This is a genomic window from Cetobacterium sp. 2G large, assembly GCF_014250655.1.
GTDB classification, from domain to species: Bacteria; Fusobacteriota; Fusobacteriia; order Fusobacteriales; family Fusobacteriaceae; genus Cetobacterium_A; species Cetobacterium_A somerae.
Genome location: NZ_JACHTH010000005.1, coordinates 336,134 through 355,832, shown reverse-complemented (window position 1 = coordinate 355,832; position 19,699 = coordinate 336,134). Strand labels below are relative to the sequence as shown.

Annotated in this window: 17 protein-coding genes; 5 read left to right on the top strand and 12 right to left on the bottom strand. The window is 29.2% G+C overall.

What is annotated here, in order from left to right:
* Position 1: 1 nt before the first annotated feature.
* The 4 genes from H5J23_RS04515 to ylxM form a co-directional block, all read right to left on the bottom strand.
* Entirely contained in the window at positions 2–2,167 is a 2,166-nt protein-coding gene (locus tag H5J23_RS04515; RefSeq protein ID WP_023051406.1) for a Tex family protein, read from the bottom strand.
* 114 nt (positions 2,168–2,281) lie between these two features.
* Positions 2,282–2,545, bottom strand: a complete 264-nt coding sequence (rpsP, locus tag H5J23_RS04510; protein ID WP_023051405.1) for a 30S ribosomal protein S16 — start codon at positions 2,543–2,545, stop codon at positions 2,282–2,284.
* Between the two features lie 66 nt (positions 2,546–2,611).
* Complete coding sequence (gene ffh, locus H5J23_RS04505) at positions 2,612–3,955, bottom strand: signal recognition particle protein (RefSeq protein ID WP_023051404.1); 1,344 nt, start codon at positions 3,953–3,955, stop codon at positions 2,612–2,614.
* Between the two features lie 11 nt (positions 3,956–3,966).
* Positions 3,967–4,278, bottom strand: a complete 312-nt coding sequence (gene ylxM / locus H5J23_RS04500) for a YlxM family DNA-binding protein (RefSeq protein ID WP_023051403.1) — start codon at positions 4,276–4,278, stop codon at positions 3,967–3,969.
* 129 nt (positions 4,279–4,407) lie between these two features.
* Here ylxM and folE point away from each other — a divergent pair, with 129 nt between their 5' ends.
* From folE to folP, 3 genes are read left to right on the top strand one after another with little or no spacing between them, the layout of a single operon-like run.
* Entirely contained in the window at positions 4,408–4,962 is a 555-nt protein-coding gene (gene folE, locus H5J23_RS04495) for a GTP cyclohydrolase I FolE (protein WP_185891113.1), read from the top strand.
* Positions 4,963–4,974: 12 nt separating this feature from the next.
* Positions 4,975–5,796, top strand: coding sequence for a 2-amino-4-hydroxy-6-hydroxymethyldihydropteridine diphosphokinase (folK, locus tag H5J23_RS04490; protein WP_185891111.1), 822 nt, complete (start codon positions 4,975–4,977; stop codon positions 5,794–5,796).
* Between the two features lie 9 nt (positions 5,797–5,805).
* On the top strand, positions 5,806–6,633 hold the full coding sequence (folP, locus tag H5J23_RS04485; RefSeq protein WP_023051400.1) for a dihydropteroate synthase: 828 nt from the start codon (positions 5,806–5,808) through the stop codon (positions 6,631–6,633).
* Positions 6,634–6,669: 36 nt separating this feature from the next.
* On the opposite strand, the gene H5J23_RS04480 is transcribed toward folP, so the two are convergent.
* From H5J23_RS04480 to H5J23_RS04455, 6 genes are all read right to left on the bottom strand, one after another.
* Entirely contained in the window at positions 6,670–8,139 is a 1,470-nt protein-coding gene (locus H5J23_RS04480) for a uridine kinase (RefSeq protein ID WP_023051399.1), read from the bottom strand.
* 63 nt (positions 8,140–8,202) lie between these two features.
* Entirely contained in the window at positions 8,203–9,177 is a 975-nt protein-coding gene (locus H5J23_RS04475; RefSeq protein WP_023051398.1) for an ABC transporter ATP-binding protein, read from the bottom strand.
* Positions 9,167–10,168, bottom strand: coding sequence for an ABC transporter ATP-binding protein (locus H5J23_RS04470; protein ID WP_023051397.1), 1,002 nt, complete (start codon positions 10,166–10,168; stop codon positions 9,167–9,169). The genes H5J23_RS04475 and H5J23_RS04470 overlap by 11 nt, the downstream gene beginning before the upstream one ends.
* A gap of 23 nt (positions 10,169–10,191) precedes the next feature.
* Positions 10,192–11,064 carry a nickel transporter permease gene (gene nikC, locus H5J23_RS04465; RefSeq protein WP_040407721.1) on the bottom strand — a complete coding sequence of 291 codons (873 nt, stop codon included), beginning with the start codon at positions 11,062–11,064 and terminating at the stop codon, positions 10,192–10,194.
* A gap of 23 nt (positions 11,065–11,087) precedes the next feature.
* The gene (gene nikB, locus H5J23_RS04460) at positions 11,088–12,014 is read right to left on the bottom strand and encodes a nickel ABC transporter permease (RefSeq protein ID WP_023051395.1); all 927 of its coding nucleotides are present in this window, start codon (positions 12,012–12,014) and stop codon (positions 11,088–11,090) included.
* 72 nt (positions 12,015–12,086) lie between these two features.
* The gene (locus tag H5J23_RS04455) at positions 12,087–13,589 is read right to left on the bottom strand and encodes a glutathione ABC transporter substrate-binding protein (RefSeq protein WP_040407714.1); all 1,503 of its coding nucleotides are present in this window, start codon (positions 13,587–13,589) and stop codon (positions 12,087–12,089) included.
* Between the two features lie 235 nt (positions 13,590–13,824).
* Between H5J23_RS04455 and H5J23_RS04450 the strand changes: the two genes are divergently transcribed.
* The gene (locus tag H5J23_RS04450) at positions 13,825–14,286 is read left to right on the top strand and encodes a DUF2147 domain-containing protein (RefSeq protein ID WP_185891109.1); all 462 of its coding nucleotides are present in this window, start codon (positions 13,825–13,827) and stop codon (positions 14,284–14,286) included.
* 74 nt (positions 14,287–14,360) lie between these two features.
* On the opposite strand, the gene adhE is transcribed toward H5J23_RS04450, so the two are convergent.
* Positions 14,361–16,985, bottom strand: coding sequence for a bifunctional acetaldehyde-CoA/alcohol dehydrogenase (adhE, locus tag H5J23_RS04445; protein WP_147524917.1), 2,625 nt, complete (start codon positions 16,983–16,985; stop codon positions 14,361–14,363).
* A gap of 228 nt (positions 16,986–17,213) precedes the next feature.
* On the opposite strand from adhE, the gene H5J23_RS04440 reads away from it, so the two are divergent.
* A complete protein-coding gene (locus H5J23_RS04440; RefSeq protein ID WP_185891107.1) occupies positions 17,214–18,683 on the top strand; it encodes an ATP-dependent helicase in 1,470 nt (489 codons plus the stop codon).
* Between the two features lie 9 nt (positions 18,684–18,692).
* Here H5J23_RS04440 and H5J23_RS04435 read toward each other — a convergent pair whose 3' ends face one another.
* On the bottom strand, positions 18,693–19,682 hold the full coding sequence (locus H5J23_RS04435; RefSeq protein WP_023051577.1) for a DNA polymerase III, delta subunit: 990 nt from the start codon (positions 19,680–19,682) through the stop codon (positions 18,693–18,695).
* Positions 19,683–19,699 lie beyond the last annotated feature (17 nt).

Here is a 19,699-nt window from a genome sequence, read left to right as displayed (position 1 = left end):
TTTAAAGCCCCTTTTTAGTTAAGCCTACTCTTTCCCTCTCTCTATCTATATCTTTTATTTTAACCTTTATTATTTGACCAACTGAAAGAACTTTACTTGGGTCATCTATAAATTTATCCGATATTTCTGAGATGTGAAGTAATGCATCATTTTTTAATCCTATATCTATAAAAGCACCAAACTTAATTACATTTCTTACTGTACCCTCTAACTCCATACCTGGCTGAAGATTATCTATATTTAATATATCTGATTTTAATAGTGGTTTTTGAATACTATCTCTTGGGTCTCTTCTTTCTTTAACCAGTGCTTCGTATATATCTTTTACTGTTTCATATCCATAACTATTTTTCTGAGCAAATGTTTTATAGTCAAATCCTTCTAAAACTTCTTTAGCTTTAACTAAATCTTCTCCATACTCTTTTAAAGAGAGATTAACAGATGATAATATTTCTTCAGCAATTTTATAAGACTCAGGGTGGATTATTGTATTATCTAAAGTATTTTCACCGTCAAGAATAATTAAGAAACCAGCCATTTGCTCGTAAGCTTTAGCTCCTAAGCCTTTAACTTTTAATAACTCTTTTCTATTCTTAAAGTTCCCATTCTCTTTTCTATAATCTACTATATTTTTTGCAACACTTTTCTTAATTCCAGAAACATATGAAAGTAGTGCCCAAGAAGCTGTATTTACATTTACTCCAACATTATTTACCACTAACTCTATAACTTCTGTAAGAGATTGGTCTAATCTTTTTTGATTAACATCATGTTGGTACATACCTACTCCAATAGATTTTGGATCAATCTTAACTAACTCTGCTAGAGGATCTTGAATTCTTCTTCCAATTGAAATAGCTCCTCTAACTGTTACATCTAAATCAGGAAATTCTTCAACTGCTATTTTAGAAGCTGAATAAATTGATGCTCCTGCCTCGTTTCCAATTAGATATTTCACATCACTATCTACAGTTTTTAAAACTTTAGCTACAAAACTTTCTGTCTCTCTTGAAGCAGTTCCATTTCCAATAACAATTATGTCTATGTTATATTTTTTTATGAAATCCTTCATTTTTCTTTCAGCATCTTTTAACTGATTCTCATGATGCATTTCTTTTACTAAATAAAATACTGTATTTTCTCTAAAAAATCCATTTTTATCTATAACTGCCACTTTACATCCTGTTCTATAACCAGGATCCAAAGCTAAGATATTTTTTTCATGAAGTGGAGGTTGCATTAAAAGATTTTTTAAATTTTCTTTAAATACTACAATAGCCTCATCTTCTGCTTTTTCTGTTAGAATATTTCTAACTTCTCTTTCAATAGAAGGTAAAATCAATCTATCTAAAGCATCAACTACAATTTCTTTGTGTAAAAAGTTTAACTCTTTATTTTTAAAATCTTTTAATAAGTATCTTTCTACACTTTCTCTATCTTTTTCTTCAAAATTTAAAGAAACTGTTAATACTCCCTCATTTTCTCCTCTATTTAAAGCTAAAATTCTATGAGATAAAGCTTTTTTTACAGGTTCAGTATATTCATAATAATCTTTATATATCTGTTTTGTATCAAGCTCTTCTGCTTTTTTACTTTTCTTGGCAACTATAATAGCTTTTTTTAGCATATCTTCTCTTAATCTCTCTCTATACTCTAATGTCTCTGAAAGATTTTGAGCTACAATTAATTTTGCTCCTTCAATAGCTTTTTCTACACTTTCTACCTCTTCATTTATGAATGCTAAACTTTCTTTCTCAAGTTCATCTAAAGTTTTTAATTGGTAGATTTTTTCAGCTAAAGGTTCTAATCCTTGTTCTTTTGCTACGTCTGCTTTTGTTTTTCTTTTTTTCTTATAAGGAAAATATAAATCTTCTACCATCTGAAGTTTTTCAGCTAAAAGTATTTGATTTTTTAACTCATCTGTTAACTTTCCTTGTTCTTCGATTAATCTAATAACCTCTTCTTTTCTTATTTCTAAGTTTCTTAAGTAAGTTATTAATTCTGATATTTTTAAAATATTTGTTTCATCTAAATTCTCAGTAACTTCTTTTCTATATCTTGCTATAAATGGTACTGTTGATCCTTCATCTAAAAGTTTTATCGTGTTTGCAACTTGTTCAACTTTTAATCCCATTTCTTTTGCAATTCTATTAAAGAGTGTATCCATTAATCCATCTCCTTTTCATAGTTGAATTTACCTTGTATTATACCACATTTTAATAATCAATGTCTAACACAAACAGAAAAAAAGGTGCCTTTACAGGCACCTAAATTCTTAGAATTAGTTTTTCTTTGCAGCTTCGAACTTTGCCCAAACTCCAGCTTTGTCTAATAATGACTTAACTGTTCTTGTAGGTTGTGCTCCGTTCATAAGGAATTTTACAATCTCCTCTTCTTTAAGAGTTACTTTTCCTTCTTCTAATGGATAGTAGTTTCCTAAGTAAGCTACTGCTTTTCCATCTCTTCTTGATAAAGCTTCCATTGCAGCTATTCTGTATACAGGTCTCTTTTTGCTTCCCATTCTAGTTAATCTTAATTTTAACATCTAAAATCACTTCTCCTTTTATATTTCTATTTTTTTATTTTTGGTATTGCCTCTATTTTTCTCTATTTAAAATGGAAACTTCATTCCACCTTTTCTTCCACCCATTCCAGGAAGTTGTGGGAACTTTCCAGTTGAGAACATTTTCATCATTTCTCTCATTTGTTCAAATTGTTTCAGTAGCTTATTAATGTCAGCAACTTCTGTTCCACTACCTTTTGCAATTCTTAGCTTACGACTAGCTTTTAATATTTCAGGTTTTTTTCTTTCCTCTCTAGTCATTGATTGAATAATAGCCTCAACTTTTTTCATCTCTTTTTCAGCTGGTGCTAAATCTCCAATTTGTCCCATACCAGGAATCATTTTTAATATGTTTCCTAGAGAACCTAATTTTTTTATATTTTGTAATTGCTTTAAGAAATCATCTAAATCAAACTTTTGAGTTCTAATTTTCTCCTCAAGAGATTTAGCATCCTCTTCACCAATTGCTTCTTGTGCCTTTTCAACTAAAGAAACTACATCTCCCATTCCAAGAATTCTTGAAGCTAATCTTTCAGGATGGAATAACTCTAAGTCATCAATTTTTTCTCCAGTTCCTACAAATTTAATAGGTTTTCCAACTACAGATTTAACAGATAATGCTGCTCCACCTCTAGTATCTCCATCAAATTTTGTAAGTACAACTCCATCAATACTTAATGCGTTATTAAATGATTGAGCAAGATTAACTGCATCTTGTCCTATCATCGCATCAACTACTAGCAGAATTTCTTGAGGTCTCACAACTTTTTTAACCTCTTTTAACTCTTCCATTAATTTTTCATCTATATGTAATCTTCCAGCAGTATCTATAATTAAATATGTTGCTCCAGCTTCTTTTGCTTTTTCTAAACCTCTTTCACAAATTCCAACAGCATCATTACTTCCAAGTTCAAAGTAAACATCAACACCAACTTGTTGTGCTAAAACCTCTAACTGCTTCATAGCAGCAGGTCTATAAATATCTGCTCCTATTAAGTATGGCTTTTCACCTTGTTTTTTTAAGTATTTTGCTAATTTACCTGCAAAAGTTGTTTTTCCAGCACCTTGAAGTCCCGCAAGCATTACTACTGTAGGATTTTTAGCACTTTTTGTAAGTCTAGAGTTTGTACCACCTAATAACTCTACCAACTCATCATTTACTATTTTTATAAATTGCTGCCCTGGATTAATCCCAGTTAAAACTTCAGCTCCAATAGCTTTCTCTTGAATCTTTGCAACAAATTCTTTAACAACTTTGTAGTTTACATCGGCCTCTAGTAAAGACATTCTAACTTCACGTAAAGCCTCTTTTATATTACTTTCGCTTAGTTTTCCATGACCTCTTACTTTTTTCATTATGTCTTGGAATCTATTTCCTAAATTTTCTAACATGGCCACCCCTACTAAAAGTTTTTTTCGATTATTTCATCCAGTTTTTTAATTGTGAAATCTTTTTTCAGCTCTTTTAACTGTGATAGTAATTCTAAATCTCTTTTATGAAATCCTATCTTTTCTTCATAATCTCTCAAAATTTTTATTCCTCTTCTTATGTTATCATAGACAGCTTGTCTACTTACATTATACTTCTTTCCAATCTCTGTAAGAGATAGGTCTTCCTCGAAGTGCTCTAACAAATATTCTTTTTGTCTATCACTTAAAAGATTTCTATAATAGTCAAGCAGAATAGAGACTTCTAACATCTCATTCAATTCCATAATATCACCAACATATTATATCTATATTTATATTTTTTGTCAAGCATTTTTTCTTTACAAAACTTTAAGTTTTTTACCTCTACTATTCTATGATATAATTAATTTATATCAAACTTTTGAGGTGATTTAATGAATTTAAAAACACATATTAAAAATATAATTCTTGAAATAAACAACAACAATGACTTAATCTCTGATGAAGTTATTGAAAACACACCTGAACGAATTGAAACTTTTTATAAAGAGATTTTTTCAGGTCTTCTTTTAAATCCTTATGACTTTTTAAAAAGAACATTCCCAATACAAAATAATGACTTAATCATTGAAAAAAATATTTCTTTTCATTCTATGTGTGAACATCATTTTTTACCTTTTTTTGGTAAAATTTCTGTTGGCTATATTCCTAATAACAAAATTGTTGGCTTTGGAGATATTATAAAAGTTATTGAAGCTTATTGTAAAAGACCACAGTTACAAGAAAGACTTTGCGACGAAATTGCCGAAACAATCTATAAAGGACTTGAGTGTCAAGGAGTATATATTTTAATGGAAGCCGAACATATGTGCATGACTATGAGAGGAGTAAAATCTATTGGTACTAAAGTTACTACAACATCTTCAAAAGGTATTTTCAACACTAACAATAGTTTAAAAACAGAATTTTTAACTTTAGTTAAAAATTAGAGGGAGAATTTTATGGATAAAATATATATTAAAAATTTAGAATTTATAGGAAATCACGGAGTTTTTGCTGAAGAAAAATTTTTACAACAAAAATTTATTATTTCCATTGAAATGGAAACTTGTACTAGAAAAGCTGGTGTTAATGATGATTTAAATCATTCTACACACTATGGATTCGTTTCTGATGATGTGGAAAAGGTTTTCTTTTCAAAATCATTTGACTTAATTGAAGCTCTTGCTGAAGCAATCGCTAAAGAGATTCTTATAAAGTATTCTCTTATTAAAAACGTTACAGTTAAAATAAAAAAGCCTTGGGCTCCTATTAAAAAGCATTTTGATTATGTCGCAGTTGAAATTTCACGTTCTAGAAATATTTCATACCTCTCTATAGGTACAAATATTGGAGATTTAAAATTTAATTTAGATACTGCTATCTCTCACATATCAAACCTTGAAAATACTCAAGTAATTAAGGTCAGTAATTTCTTAGAAACTGAACCTTTTGGTGACGTTATACAAGATAACTTTTTAAATGCTTGCCTTAAAATTGAAACTCTTTTTACTCCGGAAGAGCTTTTAGAAAAGCTTCTTGACATTGAAATTATAATGGGAAGAGTACGTGAAATAAAATGGGGGCCTAGAGTTATTGATATAGATATCTTACTTTTTAACAATCTAATTGTTGAAGAGGAAAATTTAGCTATCCCTCACCCTTGGATGTGTGAGCGTTCATTTGTTCTAGATCCATTAAATGAAATCGCTCCAAATGTTATTCATCCTTTAGAAAACAAATATATTTCAACATTAAAAAGAATACTTGATAAATCTTTATAGGAGGTTATTATGACTTTTTCATCTCAAGGTAAAACTTTTATTTTAAATAAAGAAACTCTAATTATGGGGATTTTAAATGTTACTCCTGATTCATTTTCTGATGGTGGAAAATTTAATTCTATTGATTTAGCTTTCGAACATGCCAAAATTTTAGTTGCTCAAGGAGCTCACATCATTGATATAGGTGGACAATCAACTCGACCTGGACATGAAGAGGTTGATTTAACAACTGAAATAAATAGAGTTATTCCAATTATAAAAAAAATATCAAAAGAGTTAGATTGCATTATATCTATTGATACTTATAGAGCTGAAGTTGCTGAAGCGGCAATTAAAGCTGGTGCTCATATTATCAACGATGTTTGGGGACTTCAAAAAGACAATGGCGAAATGGCTCAAATTGCTGCAAAGTATAATTGTGTTGTCATTGCTATGCATAATCAAGATTCAAAAATTTATGAAGAGGATATCATTCTTTCTATAAAAAAATTCTTTAAAAAAACTTTTGAAATTGCAGAAAAAAACGGACTTAATCCAAATAAAATTATAATCGATCCTGGAATTGGATTTGGAAAAGGTTATGATGAAAATATTGAAGTTTTAAATCGCTTAAAAGAACTTAATTTTATAGCCCCTATTTTATTAGGTGTTTCTAAAAAAGGTTTCATAGGAAAAGATTTAAATCTTAATCCTAACGATAGAGTTGAGGGAACTATTGCTGTTAATACATTGGGCATCCTCAATGGAGCAAAAATAATTCGTGTTCATAATGTCTTAGAGCATAAAAAAGCTTTATCCATTATTGATAAAATTATTTATTATTCTAAAAGCAATTAAACTTAGGAGAGCCTCATCGCTCTCCTAACAATTTATTTAGTAATTGTAAAAATAACTTCCACCTATAAACTCTTTTAATATAGATTCATCTGGTACATATCTATCTGAAATTGTTGTAAAATAACTTAATAATCTTAAAAGTTTTCTAGCTTCATCATAATGTGGACTACTCATCTTTATTTTAATTAACTCTCTCTCCACAGCTGGTTTTAAAACACCTATTTCATAAGCTAAACTTGTATCAAATATAACATCAGCATTCTCTTGATATGGAAATATATTTTTGCTTTCTCCTTTTCTAACTCTACTCCACATCTCTAAAGTTTCTTCTGCATCAAAATTTCTTGAAATACTATCTCTAACTATTCTTCTCATTTTTCTTACAATACTAGTTTTTATTCTATTATGGGCATCTATATTCAATTGAGTTAAACAACTAATATAAATTTTAAAAATGTGACTTTGAGAAATCCCTTCAATCAAACTATTATTTAAACCATGTATTCCCTCTAGAATTATAATTGTATTTTTAGATATTTTTACTATCTCCCCTTTTTCTTTTCTTTGACCACTTGTAAAGTCATACTTTGGAATCTCTACTTCTCTTTCAAGCATTAAATCTCTCAAGTTTTTATTTAAAAGTTCTATATCAAGAGCTTTTATTGTTTCAAAATCCTTTTTTCCATTTTCGTCAATAGGAATTTGATCTCTATTTACATAATAATCATCTAAAGATATCATTAATGGTCTTATTTCTGAGGCCATTAAATGTAATTTTAACCTGTTACTAAAAGTTGTTTTTCCTGATGAGCTTGGACCAGCTATCGTAACTATTTTTATCTCTCTATCCTCTAATATCTTTTCAGTTATATTAGTTATTTTTTTATCATGAAGAGTTTCATTAACTCTAATTAATTCTATTATATCTCCTTGCAAATTAATCCTATTTAAACTTCCAACACATGAGACTTCCATTATATCATTCCACTTAGAACTTTCTTTATATACTTTAGCTAATTTTCTATCATCAATCATTGGCGGAATTTGAATAACTCCATTTATCTCTTTTGGTGTTTTAAATATAAATCCCTCATCGTATGGATATATCTCAAACAAATCTACATATTCTGTATTTTCATATAATTCCTCTATAAAATAAGTTCTATAATTATCTAATTCATATACAAAAAAAGATATTATTCCTGTAGTTTCTAAAAGTTCTTTCAAATCCTCACGAATATTTTCTAAATGTTTTTCTGTTATTTCTTCTGAAGTAAATTGAATTTTTTTTATAACTTTTTTTTCTGCTACTATTTCACTCATTCTATTCTCTATTTTTTTTATCTCTTCTTCTGTAATGTAATTTTTTCCATTTATAGTTACATATACGCCATTATTCAAAGAGTTTCTAAATACTACTTGAAACGCTGGATAAATATCATTAATTGCTTTTAATAAAACTAATTTTGATGTTAAATGATATTTTCTACTTTTAAATTTTTCCATAAAATACCTCCTTTATAAAAATAACTCTAAATTAGTATTTAGTCTAATTTAGAGTTATCCTTTTTATTCTTCTATTTTTTTCTCTTCTTTTCCTATCAAATGACATGCATAAAAATGTCCAGGTGATATTTCTCTTAAAACTGGTGTTGAATTTCCACATTCAGGAATTGCCATGCTACATCTTTTCCTAAATCTACACCCTACTCCAGGATTAACTGGTGATGTTATCTCTCCCTTTAATCTCTCTCTACTCATCTTATGTTTTATACTTGGAATAGGTATTGCTGATAATAAAGCTTTTGTATATGGATGTACCGGATTTTTAAATAGCTCTTTTGCTGGAGCTTTTTCTACAAGTTCTCCTAAATACATCACCGCTATATCATCAGAAAAATGTTTTACTACAGATAAATCGTGAGTTATAAACATATACGTTAAACCAAACTCCTCTTGTAAATCTTTCATAAGATTTAATACTTGAGCTTGAATAGAAACATCTAAGGCTGAAACTGGTTCATCACAAACTATAAATTTTGGATTTAGTGCTAATGCTCTAGCTATACCAATTCTTTGTCTTCTTCCACCATCTAGTTCATGAGGATATGTGTTTGTCAATCTTTCGCTAAGACCTACTGTTTCCATCAACTTAGCTACTTTTTCTTGTAACTCCTCTTTATTTTTACATTTTTTATGAATTATTAATGGTTCTGCTATTATTTCACTTATAGTCATTCTTGGATTTAAAGAAGCATATGGATCTTGGAAAATAATTTGCATCTCTTCTCTCAATTTAACCATTTCTGCTTTTCCGTAGTCTCTTATATTTTTACCTTCAAATATTATCTCTCCATCAGTTGCTTCAAGAAGTCTTAAAACTACTCTTCCCGTAGTCGATTTTCCACATCCTGATTCTCCTACAACTCCTAGAGTTTTTCCTCTTTCTATTGAAAAAGTAACTCCATCTACAGCATGCAAAAGTCCTTTTGGAGTGTTAAAGTATTTTTTTAAGTTTCTTACCTCTAGTATTTTATCTGCCATTTCTTCCCTCCTGTAGCTCTGGTACATTTATTACCCCTTCGTAAGCTAAACATTTTACTTTATGCCCATTTTCAATTGTTGTTCTTGGACTTCTTTTTGAACACTCCTCTTGTGCATATGGACATCTAGGATGGAATCTACATCCAGATGGTAAATCTGTAGGATCTGGCATCAATCCTTTTATAGGTTTTAATCTGGTTACATCTTCATCTAAACTAGGTATTGAATCAAATAGTCCATGTGTATATGGATGCTTCGGCTTTTCAAATATATCATATAATGTTCCTGATTCTATAATTTCTCCAGCATACATTATCGCTACTTTATCACATACTTGTGCAACTACTCCTAAATCATGAGTTATTAGTAGCATTGATGTTCTTAATTTTTCTTTTAAATCATTCATCAAATCTAAAACTTGAGCTTGGATTGTTACATCTAGAGCTGTCGTTGGTTCATCTGCAATCAATAATTTTGGATTGCATGCTAAAGCTATAGCTATTACAACTCTTTGTTTCATTCCACCAGAGAATTGATGAGGATAATCATTTAATCTATTCCCTGGGATTCCAACCAACTCTAACATTTCGCTTGCTTTTTCCATAGCATCTTTTGTGGATAATTTTTCATGAATTTGTATTACTTCTGCAATTTGATCTCCTACAGTTAATACCGGATTCAAAGATGTCATTGGATCTTGGAAAATCATACTTATCTGTCTTCCTCTTATTGCTCTCATATCTTCTTCTGAAATAGTTAATAAATTTCTTCCCTGAAAATTAATCTCACCAGATACAATTTTTCCAGGTGGATTTGGAACTAATCTCATTATTCCTAATGCTGTAGTCGTTTTTCCTGCACCTGTTTCTCCAACTAATCCTAATGTTTCTCCCTCTGCTAATTCTATCTCTAAATCTGTTACTGCCATAACTTTTTCATCATTTGCCTCATAATTTATAGATAAATTTTTTATATTTAATAGTTTTTCCATTTACGTCCATCTCCCCACTGTAATTATTGTTTTAATCTTGGATCTAATGCATCTCTTAGACCATCCCCTAAAAGATTTAAAGATAGTATTGTTATCATTATTGATACACCTGGAAATGTTGTTACCCACCATGCATATCTAAGATATTGTCTTCCTCCAGATAACATTGATCCCCATTCAGGAGCAGGGGGCTGAATTCCTAATCCAATGAAACTTAATCCCGCCGTTGATAATATAGCACCTGCAACACCTAATGTTCCTTGTACAATTACCGGGGCTAATGAATTTGGAATAATATGTCTGCATATTATTCTTGCATCATTTGCTCCAATTGCTCTTGCTGCTTCAATAAACTCTTGATCTCTTATTGATAATACTGAAGCTCTTACTATTCTAGCATATCTTGGAACAGATGATATACTTACTGCAATCATTAGATTTAAAAGATTTGGACCTAATGCTGATACAATAGCTATAGCAAGAAGTATACTAGGTACAGCTAAAAATATATCCATTATTCTCATTATTATATTATCTAATTTTCCACCATAATATCCTGCTACAGCTCCTAAGAAACCTCCAATTGCTATTGCTATACCTACTGCTAATATACCAACTTTTAAAGATACTCTAGCACCATGAACTAATCTAGCAAATATATCTCTTCCAAATTCATCAGTTCCTAACCAATGTTGTGCTGAAGGTGGTTTTAATCTCATTCTTAAATTTTGCTTAATTACAACTTGATCATAATTTGCAATTTGGTCTGCAAATATTGCAAGTAAAACTATTATCACTATTATTACTAAACCTAATAAGGCCATCTTATTTCTCTTTAAATTTTTCCATAATTCTGCCCATTGGCTTCTTTTTTTCCCCACATTTTCATTTTTCATAGTAGCCACTTTTATTCACCCCTTTATTTGTATTGCGATTTTATTCTTGGATCTACATAAGCGTATAGTATATCTACTGCTAAATTTACAACACTAAATGTAACTGCCAAGAAAATTACTGATGCTAAAACTGTTGGCGTGTCTTTTTGTCTAATGGCATCTACCATCATTCTTCCTACACCTGGCCACGAATAAACTGACTCAGTTAAAACAGCTCCACCTAAAAGTCCACCAAATTGTAGTCCTACTACTGTTATTACTGGAATTAAAGCATTTTTTAGAGCATGTTTATTTATAACAACTTTTTCTGCTACTCCTTTAGCTCTTGCTGTTCTTATATAGTCCTGTCTTATAACCTCTAACATAGAAGAACGAGTCATACGAGTAATTATGGCTGCTGATCCTACCCCTAAAGTTACAGATGGAAGTATCAAACTTTTTAATCCATCAAATCCTCCAGAAGGTAACCATCTCAAATTAACTGAGAATGTTAAAATTAACATTAATCCAAGCCAAAAAACGGGCATTGATACTCCTAATAAAGCTCCAATCATACTAACACTATCAATTAATGTATATTGTCTTGTTGCCGATATAATCCCTAGTGGGATTCCAATGCAAACAGCTATAATTATTCCTAAAACTGCTAATATCAATGTATTCGGGAATCTTGAAAAAATTTCTCCAAACACTTCTCTTCCTGTTGTATAAGATTGTCCAAAATTTCCTACTACTGCATTTTTTACAAATCTTAAATATTGAACAATAAAAGGGTCATTTAATCCCATCTCTAATCTTAATTGTGCTACAGCTTCTTTAGGAGCACTTTCTCCTAGGATCAGCTGAGCTGGATCTCCTGGTGTAAATGACATTATTGTAAATACTAAGAATGAAACTCCTAGTAATACAGGTATTAACAATAGTATTCTTTTTACTATATATTTGTACATTGTGTAGCCCCCTTTATTTGCTTTATACTAGAAAGGAAACCATTTAGGTTTCCTTTCTAAAATTTAAATATTTTACTTTGTCTTATAAGTTCCATAAACTTTATGGTGTCCTGCAGGATGCATTTTAAATCCTTGTACAGTTTTTTGTTCTCCAATATTTTGTGTTGGATAAACTAATGTTAATACCGGAACTTCCTCTTGTACTATATCTTGAATTTCATAGTAATAAGTTTTTCTCTCTTCTGGATTAACACTACTTCTTCCTTTTACTAATAATTCGTCAACTTTTGGATTTGAATAGAACGATCTATTACCTGCTCCACCTTTATTTGCAGAGTTAAATAGCGGATCTAATCCATAATCAGCATCTCCTGTTACAGAAACCCAACCTAGTATATATAAATCGTGATCTCCTCTAGCTGTTCCATCTAAAAATGCTCCCCACTCAAGAGTTTCAATTGTTACGTCAATTCCAACTTGTTTTAATTGATCTTGAGCAATAACAGCTATATCTCTTCTAATTGGATTATCATTTATCCATAACTTTAACTTTAACCCTTTATCATATCCTGCTTCTTTTAATAACTCTTTTGCTTTTTCTGGATTATACTCATATGCTTTTGCATCAGGGTTATATCCAAAAACTTTTGGTCCTATCGCTGAATTAGCTGTTTGAGCTGATCCTTGATATACTGCATCTGCTATATCTTGAGTATTTAAAGCATATGCTATTGCTTGTCTTACCTTTTTATCTTTTAAAGAATCTTTTTCCATATTAAATCCTAAATATGTTGTCGATAAAGATGGTTCTTCAATTAATTCTAGTCTTTCATTATCTCTAACCATATTTTTATCTACAGGATCAATATCAAAAGCTATATCTACCTCTCCTGTTTCTAATCCTATTGTTCTATTCGTTCCTTCAACAATACTTCTAAAGATAACCTTATCTGTTGGAGCCTTTCCTAAATAGTAATCTGGATTAACCTCTAATGTTATTCTATCTCCTGCTTGCCAATTAACAAACTTATATGGTCCTGTTCCTACAGGATGTTGTCCATAAGCTCCACCAGCTTTTTCCACGGCCTCTTTATTTAAAATTCCTGAAGCATTATGTGATAGGTGACTTAATAGTGGTCCAAAAGGAGTTGCTGTTTTTACCCTTACAGTATAGTCATCTACAACTTCTACTGAATCAACTGCTTTTATTATATGTGAAACCTGCGGTGACGCCTTCATTCTATCCAAAGAAAATTTAACATCATTTGCTGTTAATTCTTTTCCATTATGAAACTTTACACCTTTTCTTAATTTAAACTCTGTTGTTTTATCATCTACTTGACTCCAACTTTCAGCTAATCCAGGAACTATATTCATATTAGTATCCTGTTTTACTAAAGTATCATATATTTGTCCTGATACTTTTGCTGATGGCGCATCATTTGTTGCATGTATATCTAATGTTTTTGCATCTGCTCCATTAGCTATAACTAGGGTATTCTTATCAGCTCTTGCCTCTAAATTCAATCCTAAAAAAATTGCTAAAGTACTTAATAAAAGTATTTTTTTCTTCATTTTTCCCCCCTGCATTTCTATTTTATTTTTCAATAATTTAATATTGTTAATAAAATATAACCTTTTATATCGTACAAATCAAATTTATTTAATGAATACGTCCTATTTAAAAAATAAATTTTTTTTATTATTACTAAAAAAAGAAAAAATATTTTTATTTTGTTCTTTTTTTCAGTATTGATTTATTTAATTACACCTGTTATAATATTAAAAACAAATATTTTGGAGGAATAAAATGAAAAAAATATTTTTATTAATTACACTTATATTTAGTACTTTAACTTTTTCAAAAGAAGAGGATATTCAAGGAAAATGGATTACTGAAAAAGCTAAAAATGGAAATCAAATCATAGTAGAGTTTCAAAAAATAGACAATAGATATTTTGGAAAAATCATACAACTAACTATCCCAATTTATGAGAAGGGTCACAAGTTAGAAGGAAAAACTAAAATAGATTTAGCAAATCCTGATGAAAAACTTAAAACAAGATCATTAGTTGGTATAAATTTCGTTAGTGATTTCACATATAACCCTGAAAAAGATCGTTTTGAAAATGGATTTATTTACAATCCAGAAAATGGAAAAACTTACTACTGCTCAATCTCTTTTAAAGACCCAAATACCCTTATAGTAAAAGGAAGTCTTGATAAATCTGGCTTTATTGGATCTAAACAAATATGGTCAAAAATTAAATAACTATAAATAAAACCTCCTAAATATTTAGGAGGTTTTATTTTCTATATGACTAAATTTAATTAAGGTGGCTAATTTTATTTTGCTTTTTTCTCAGATTTTTCTTCGCTTTTCTTTTGCATAGCTAAGTATTTTTCTGGACCATAATAAGCTCTTAAGTACATCTCTTTTAAATCACTCATTAATGGATATCTTGGATTTGCTCCTGTACATTGGTCATCAAATGCATCTTCAACCATTTGATCTAATTTAGATAGGAACTCTTGCTCTGAAATTCCATATTCTGCTATTGTTGACTTTATTCCAATTTCAGCTTTTAATTCTGCTATTTTCTTTCTTAATATTTTAGCTTTCTCTTCTGGAGTTTCATTTCCTTTTGTAAATCCTAAATAGTCAGCTAATTTTGCGTAACACTCTTTTGCATGTGGATATTTATATTGTGCAAATCCTGCCATTTTAAATGGTCTATCTGTTGCATTAAATCTAATTACTTCATCAAGTAATAATGCATTTGCTACTCCATGAGGTAAGTGGAATGCTGCTCCTAATTTATGAGCCATTGAGTGACATATTCCTAAGAATGCGTTCGAGAATGCCATTCCAGCCATACAAGATGCATTTGCCATTTTTTCTTTAGCTTTAACTGCTAACGCTCCACCTTTAACTGATTCAGGAAGATATTTAAATGTTAATCTAGTTGCTTCTAATGCTAATGGATTAGTAAATTCTGATGCCATTATTGACACATATGCCTCAATAGCGTGAGTTACTACGTCTATTCCCGATGCTGCTGTTAAACCAGCTGGCATTGATAACATCAATTGAGGATCTACTACTGCTACATTTGGTGTAATTTCATAGTCAGCTAATGGATATTTTACTCCTGTCGTATCATCTGTTATAACCGCAAATGGAGTTACTTCTGATCCTGTTCCTGCTGAAGTTGCAACTGCCCAGAACTCTGCCTTTTCTCCCATTTTAGGGAATTTAACTATTCTTTTTCTAATATCCATAAATGTCATAGCTAAATCTTTAAAGTTTACTTTTGGATGCTCATACATAACCCACATAATTTTAGCCGCGTCCATTGCTGAACCTCCACCTAAAGCTATGATTACATCTGGGTTATAGTTTCTCATTAATTCTGCACCTTTTTCAACTACACTTAAAGTTGGGTCCGCTTGTACATCTGAGAATACTCTAAAATCTACTCCGATATTTTCTAAAACTGTTGTTATATGATCTGTATATCCTAAAGAAGCTAACTGTTGATCTGTTACAATTACAGCTTTTTTCTTTCCTTTTAATTCTTCTAAAGCCACTGGAAGAGATCCGAATTTGAAGTATACTCTTTCAGGAATTCTAAACCATAGCATATTTTCTCTCCTTTTAGCAACTGTCTTTATGTTTATTAAGTGTTTAACTCCAACGTTTTCAGAAACAGCGTTTCCTCCCCACGATCCACATCCAAGTGTTAATGATGGTGCTAGTTTAAAGTTAAATACATCTCCTATAGCTCCTTGAGCTGCTGGCATATTAATTAATGTTCTTCCTGTTTTCATTGTTTTTCCAAATAAATCAATTTTATCTTTTGCAACTAATTCATCTGCATATAAAACTGATGTATGTCCCATTCCACCAAGCTCTATTAATCTATCTGCTTTCTTTAAAGCGTCTTCAAAATTCTTAGCTTTATACATAGCTAATACTGGTGATAATTTCTCATGTGAAAATGCTTCTTCTAATTCAACTGATTCAACTTCTCCTATAATAACTTTTGTATTTTCAGGAACAGTTACTCCAGCCATTTGAGCTATTTTGTAAGCAGATTGTCCTACAATATCTCCATTTAAATGTCCATCTATTACTATTGTTTTTCTTACTTTATCTACTTCGTCACCTTTTAATATGTAGGCATTTCTTGCTGTAAACTCTTCTTTTACTTTATCGTAAATTGAAGTTGGAATTATTACTGCTTGCTCAGAAGCACAGATAACTCCATTATCAAAAGTTTTTGATAATAAAATTGAGTTTACTGCCATTTTTATGTGTGCTGTTTCATCTATTATTACTGGTGTATTTCCAGCTCCTACTCCAATTGCAGGTGTTCCTGATGAATAAGCAGCCTTAACCATTCCTGGTCCTCCAGTTGCTAATATTAAATCTGCCATTTTCATAAGATCATTAGATGCTTGAACTGATGGCTCAGCAATCCATCCAATTATATCTTTTGGAGCTCCAGCTTTTACTGCTGCTTCTAAAACTATTCTAGCTGCCTCTATTGTTGCATTTTTTGCTCTTGGGTGTGGAGAAAAAATAATTCCATTTCTTGTTTTTAAAGCTAATAATGCTTTAAATATTGCTGTTGATGTTGGGTTAGTAGTTGGGACTATTCCAGCTATAACTCCAATTGGTTCAGCTATTTTTTCAACTCCATAAGCTGCGTCAACTTCTATTGTTCCACAAGTTTTTGTATCCTTGTATGAGTTATATATATATTCTGAAGCAAAGTGATTTTTTATAACTTTATCTTCAACAATTCCCATTCCAGTTTCTTCAACTGCCATTTTAGCTAATTTTATTCTAGCATTATTTGCAGCTAATGAAGCTTCTCTAAAAATTTCATCTACTTTTTCTTGAGTAAATTTAGAATATTCTTTTTGTGCTAATCTTACTTTTTCTATTGTATTTATTAGTGTCATAAACATCACTCCTGTGTGAATTTTTATTTTTATAATGCTAGTATACTTGTGTTTTAGTGTTTTTTAAAATTTTTTTTCGATAATTTTTCTAATTTTTAACCGTCAATTTTTGATCATTTTAATTTTTTAGACTCATTATTCAATTTTTTGTTACTTTTATTAGATTTTTTTACTTTATTGAGGTATATTCTATTAAGCTTTATTTTTATAGGGGAGATGATAAGTTTTATGAAAGAAAACTATTTAAAAAATATATCTTTAAAAAATTTAGATTTATCTGATAATTTCAAAAATTTTTTAATCAATAATTTAAATTTTGATCAATTAATAGCCGTAATAAATTTTAATGGCCATTTTTTAGTTATAGCAGGAGCAGGTTCTGGAAAGACAAGAACCATTATATATAGAGCTCTTCTTTTAATTGAACTTAAAATACCTTCTAAAAATATTCTAATTCTAACTTTTACTAGAAAAGCTATTAGTGAAATAAAAACAAGAATCAGCTCTTTTTTACCTGATTCAAATATTTGTATTGAAACTTTTCATTCTTTAGCATATAAATATTTAAAAAAATATAGTCAAAATAAATGTTTTAAAATTCTTACTACAGATGATGCTTTAGTTTTAGCTAAAAAAACTCCTCTTTATGACAATATTTTAAAAAATTTTTCTAAAGATATTTTAATAAAAATTATCTCTTTAACTTCTTCCTCTATTTTAAAAGAATATTATTTTAAAAAACTAGATGAAAAATCTAAAACTTTAATTATAAATTTTTTAAATAATTTTGAATTATTAAAAAAAACAGAAAATTTCTATTCTTTTAATGATTTACTTATTCAATTTTATAAACTATTAAGCCTAAATTTAATTATTATCGATTTTCAATATATTATGGTTGACGAATATCAAGATACTGATAATTTACAAGTTCATATTTTAAAATTACTAGCTAAAAATTCTAATCTCATGGTTGTTGGAGATGACTATCAAAGTATTTATGGTTTTAAAGGAACTTCCATGGAAAATATTCTAAATTTTTGTAATGAATTTCCCAATGTTAAAACTATTATTTTAAAAGAAAACTATCGAAGTACCAATCCTATTTTACACTTATCAAATGAATTTTCTAAAAAATTAAAATATTGTTTTAGAAAATCACTTATAACTAAAGATAGCTCTTTAAAAAAACCTAATCTAAATATTTTTAAAAATCATTTTAATGAAATTTCATTTATTTTTGATAAAATCAAAGATATTTTAGAATTGAATCCAACTGCTACGATTGGAATTCTTTTTAGAAACTTTATTTACATGGAAGAGTTTATCAAATTCTTTGAATCTTCTAATATCAAATTTAATGTTGCTTCTAATCCATTTTTAGAAAATATTTTTAAACATAAATTTTATAATACAAATATAACTCTCTCATTTTTAACCATACACAGTTCTAAAGGATTAGAATGGGATTATGTATTTATTCCTCTTCTTTTAGAAGGTATCATTCCAAGTTCAATAGGTGATGCTCTTAATCTAGAGGAGGAAAAAAGACTTTTTTATGTAGCTTTAACTCGAGCCAAAAAAGAACTCTTTTTGTCTTATCCTTTATCTTTTTATGGTGACTTTGGATTATTTAAAACTCCATCTCAATTTATAGAAAATATTGATTCTAGCTTTTTTAATATAAAAAGAGGATAGTTTAAAAAACTACCCTCTTTTAAAATCAATTATAAATTTTTCTATACCTATATTTTCTTCTATTCCACCATTTTTTATTAAAAATTCAACTTTCAATAATTTTTCTATTTTTTTTAATAAAAATTGTTCATTAAATAAAGACATGTATTTTAATTTTAAAAAAATAGGATATTCTCTAATGTATCCTCTATTATTTTTAAAATATTTTTTTAATTTTTCATATGTATTTCCTTTAAAATCATTATACGAAATACTTTCTCTTAAATCTCCACTTTTCTTTAACCCTACTAATTTTAATGCTAAACTTAACTCTTCTGAAATTAAATATAAAAATAACATATACTCTTTACTTTTTTTTAAATAATCTAGTAATACTTCCATATTATCTTCAATCATAAAATCTTCTACTAATTTTTTTAAATTATACTCATCACTTACTGATAAGATAGGTAAAATTTTTTCTAATATAAATGTTTTTCCATCTAAAAAACTCTTTATTTTCTCTACTTCGTTTTTTACTTTAAAAAAATCATCACCTAAAATTTCTGCTAATTTTTCGGCCTCATACTCAGATATTTCTAACTCTTTTTCTATAAAAAAGTGTATACCCTTTTTCTCTAAAGCTTTTCTTGCTACAATTACTTTTCCTAATTTCTCTGCATTTGTTAAAACCTTTTTTCCAACCTCATTTATTGCTTTACCATAATCATTTAACTCTTCTTCATAAACAACTACAACCTCTTTTTTTGTGAGATCATATTCTCCAACTATTTTTAATAATTGATCTAACTTTTTATTTTTTTCAGCTCTTTTTAAAACTACTAACTCCTTTGGAGCAAACATAGAGTTTATTGAAATACTTTCTAAAAAATTATCTTCCTCATTTTGAGAAGCATCATAGACTTTCATTGGAATGCTAGGATTTGACTTTTTTATTTTTTCCATTAACTCTTCATATTTTAACGGAAGTGGAGTGTCTCCGTAAACAAAATAAAACATATCTATCTCCCTTTTCT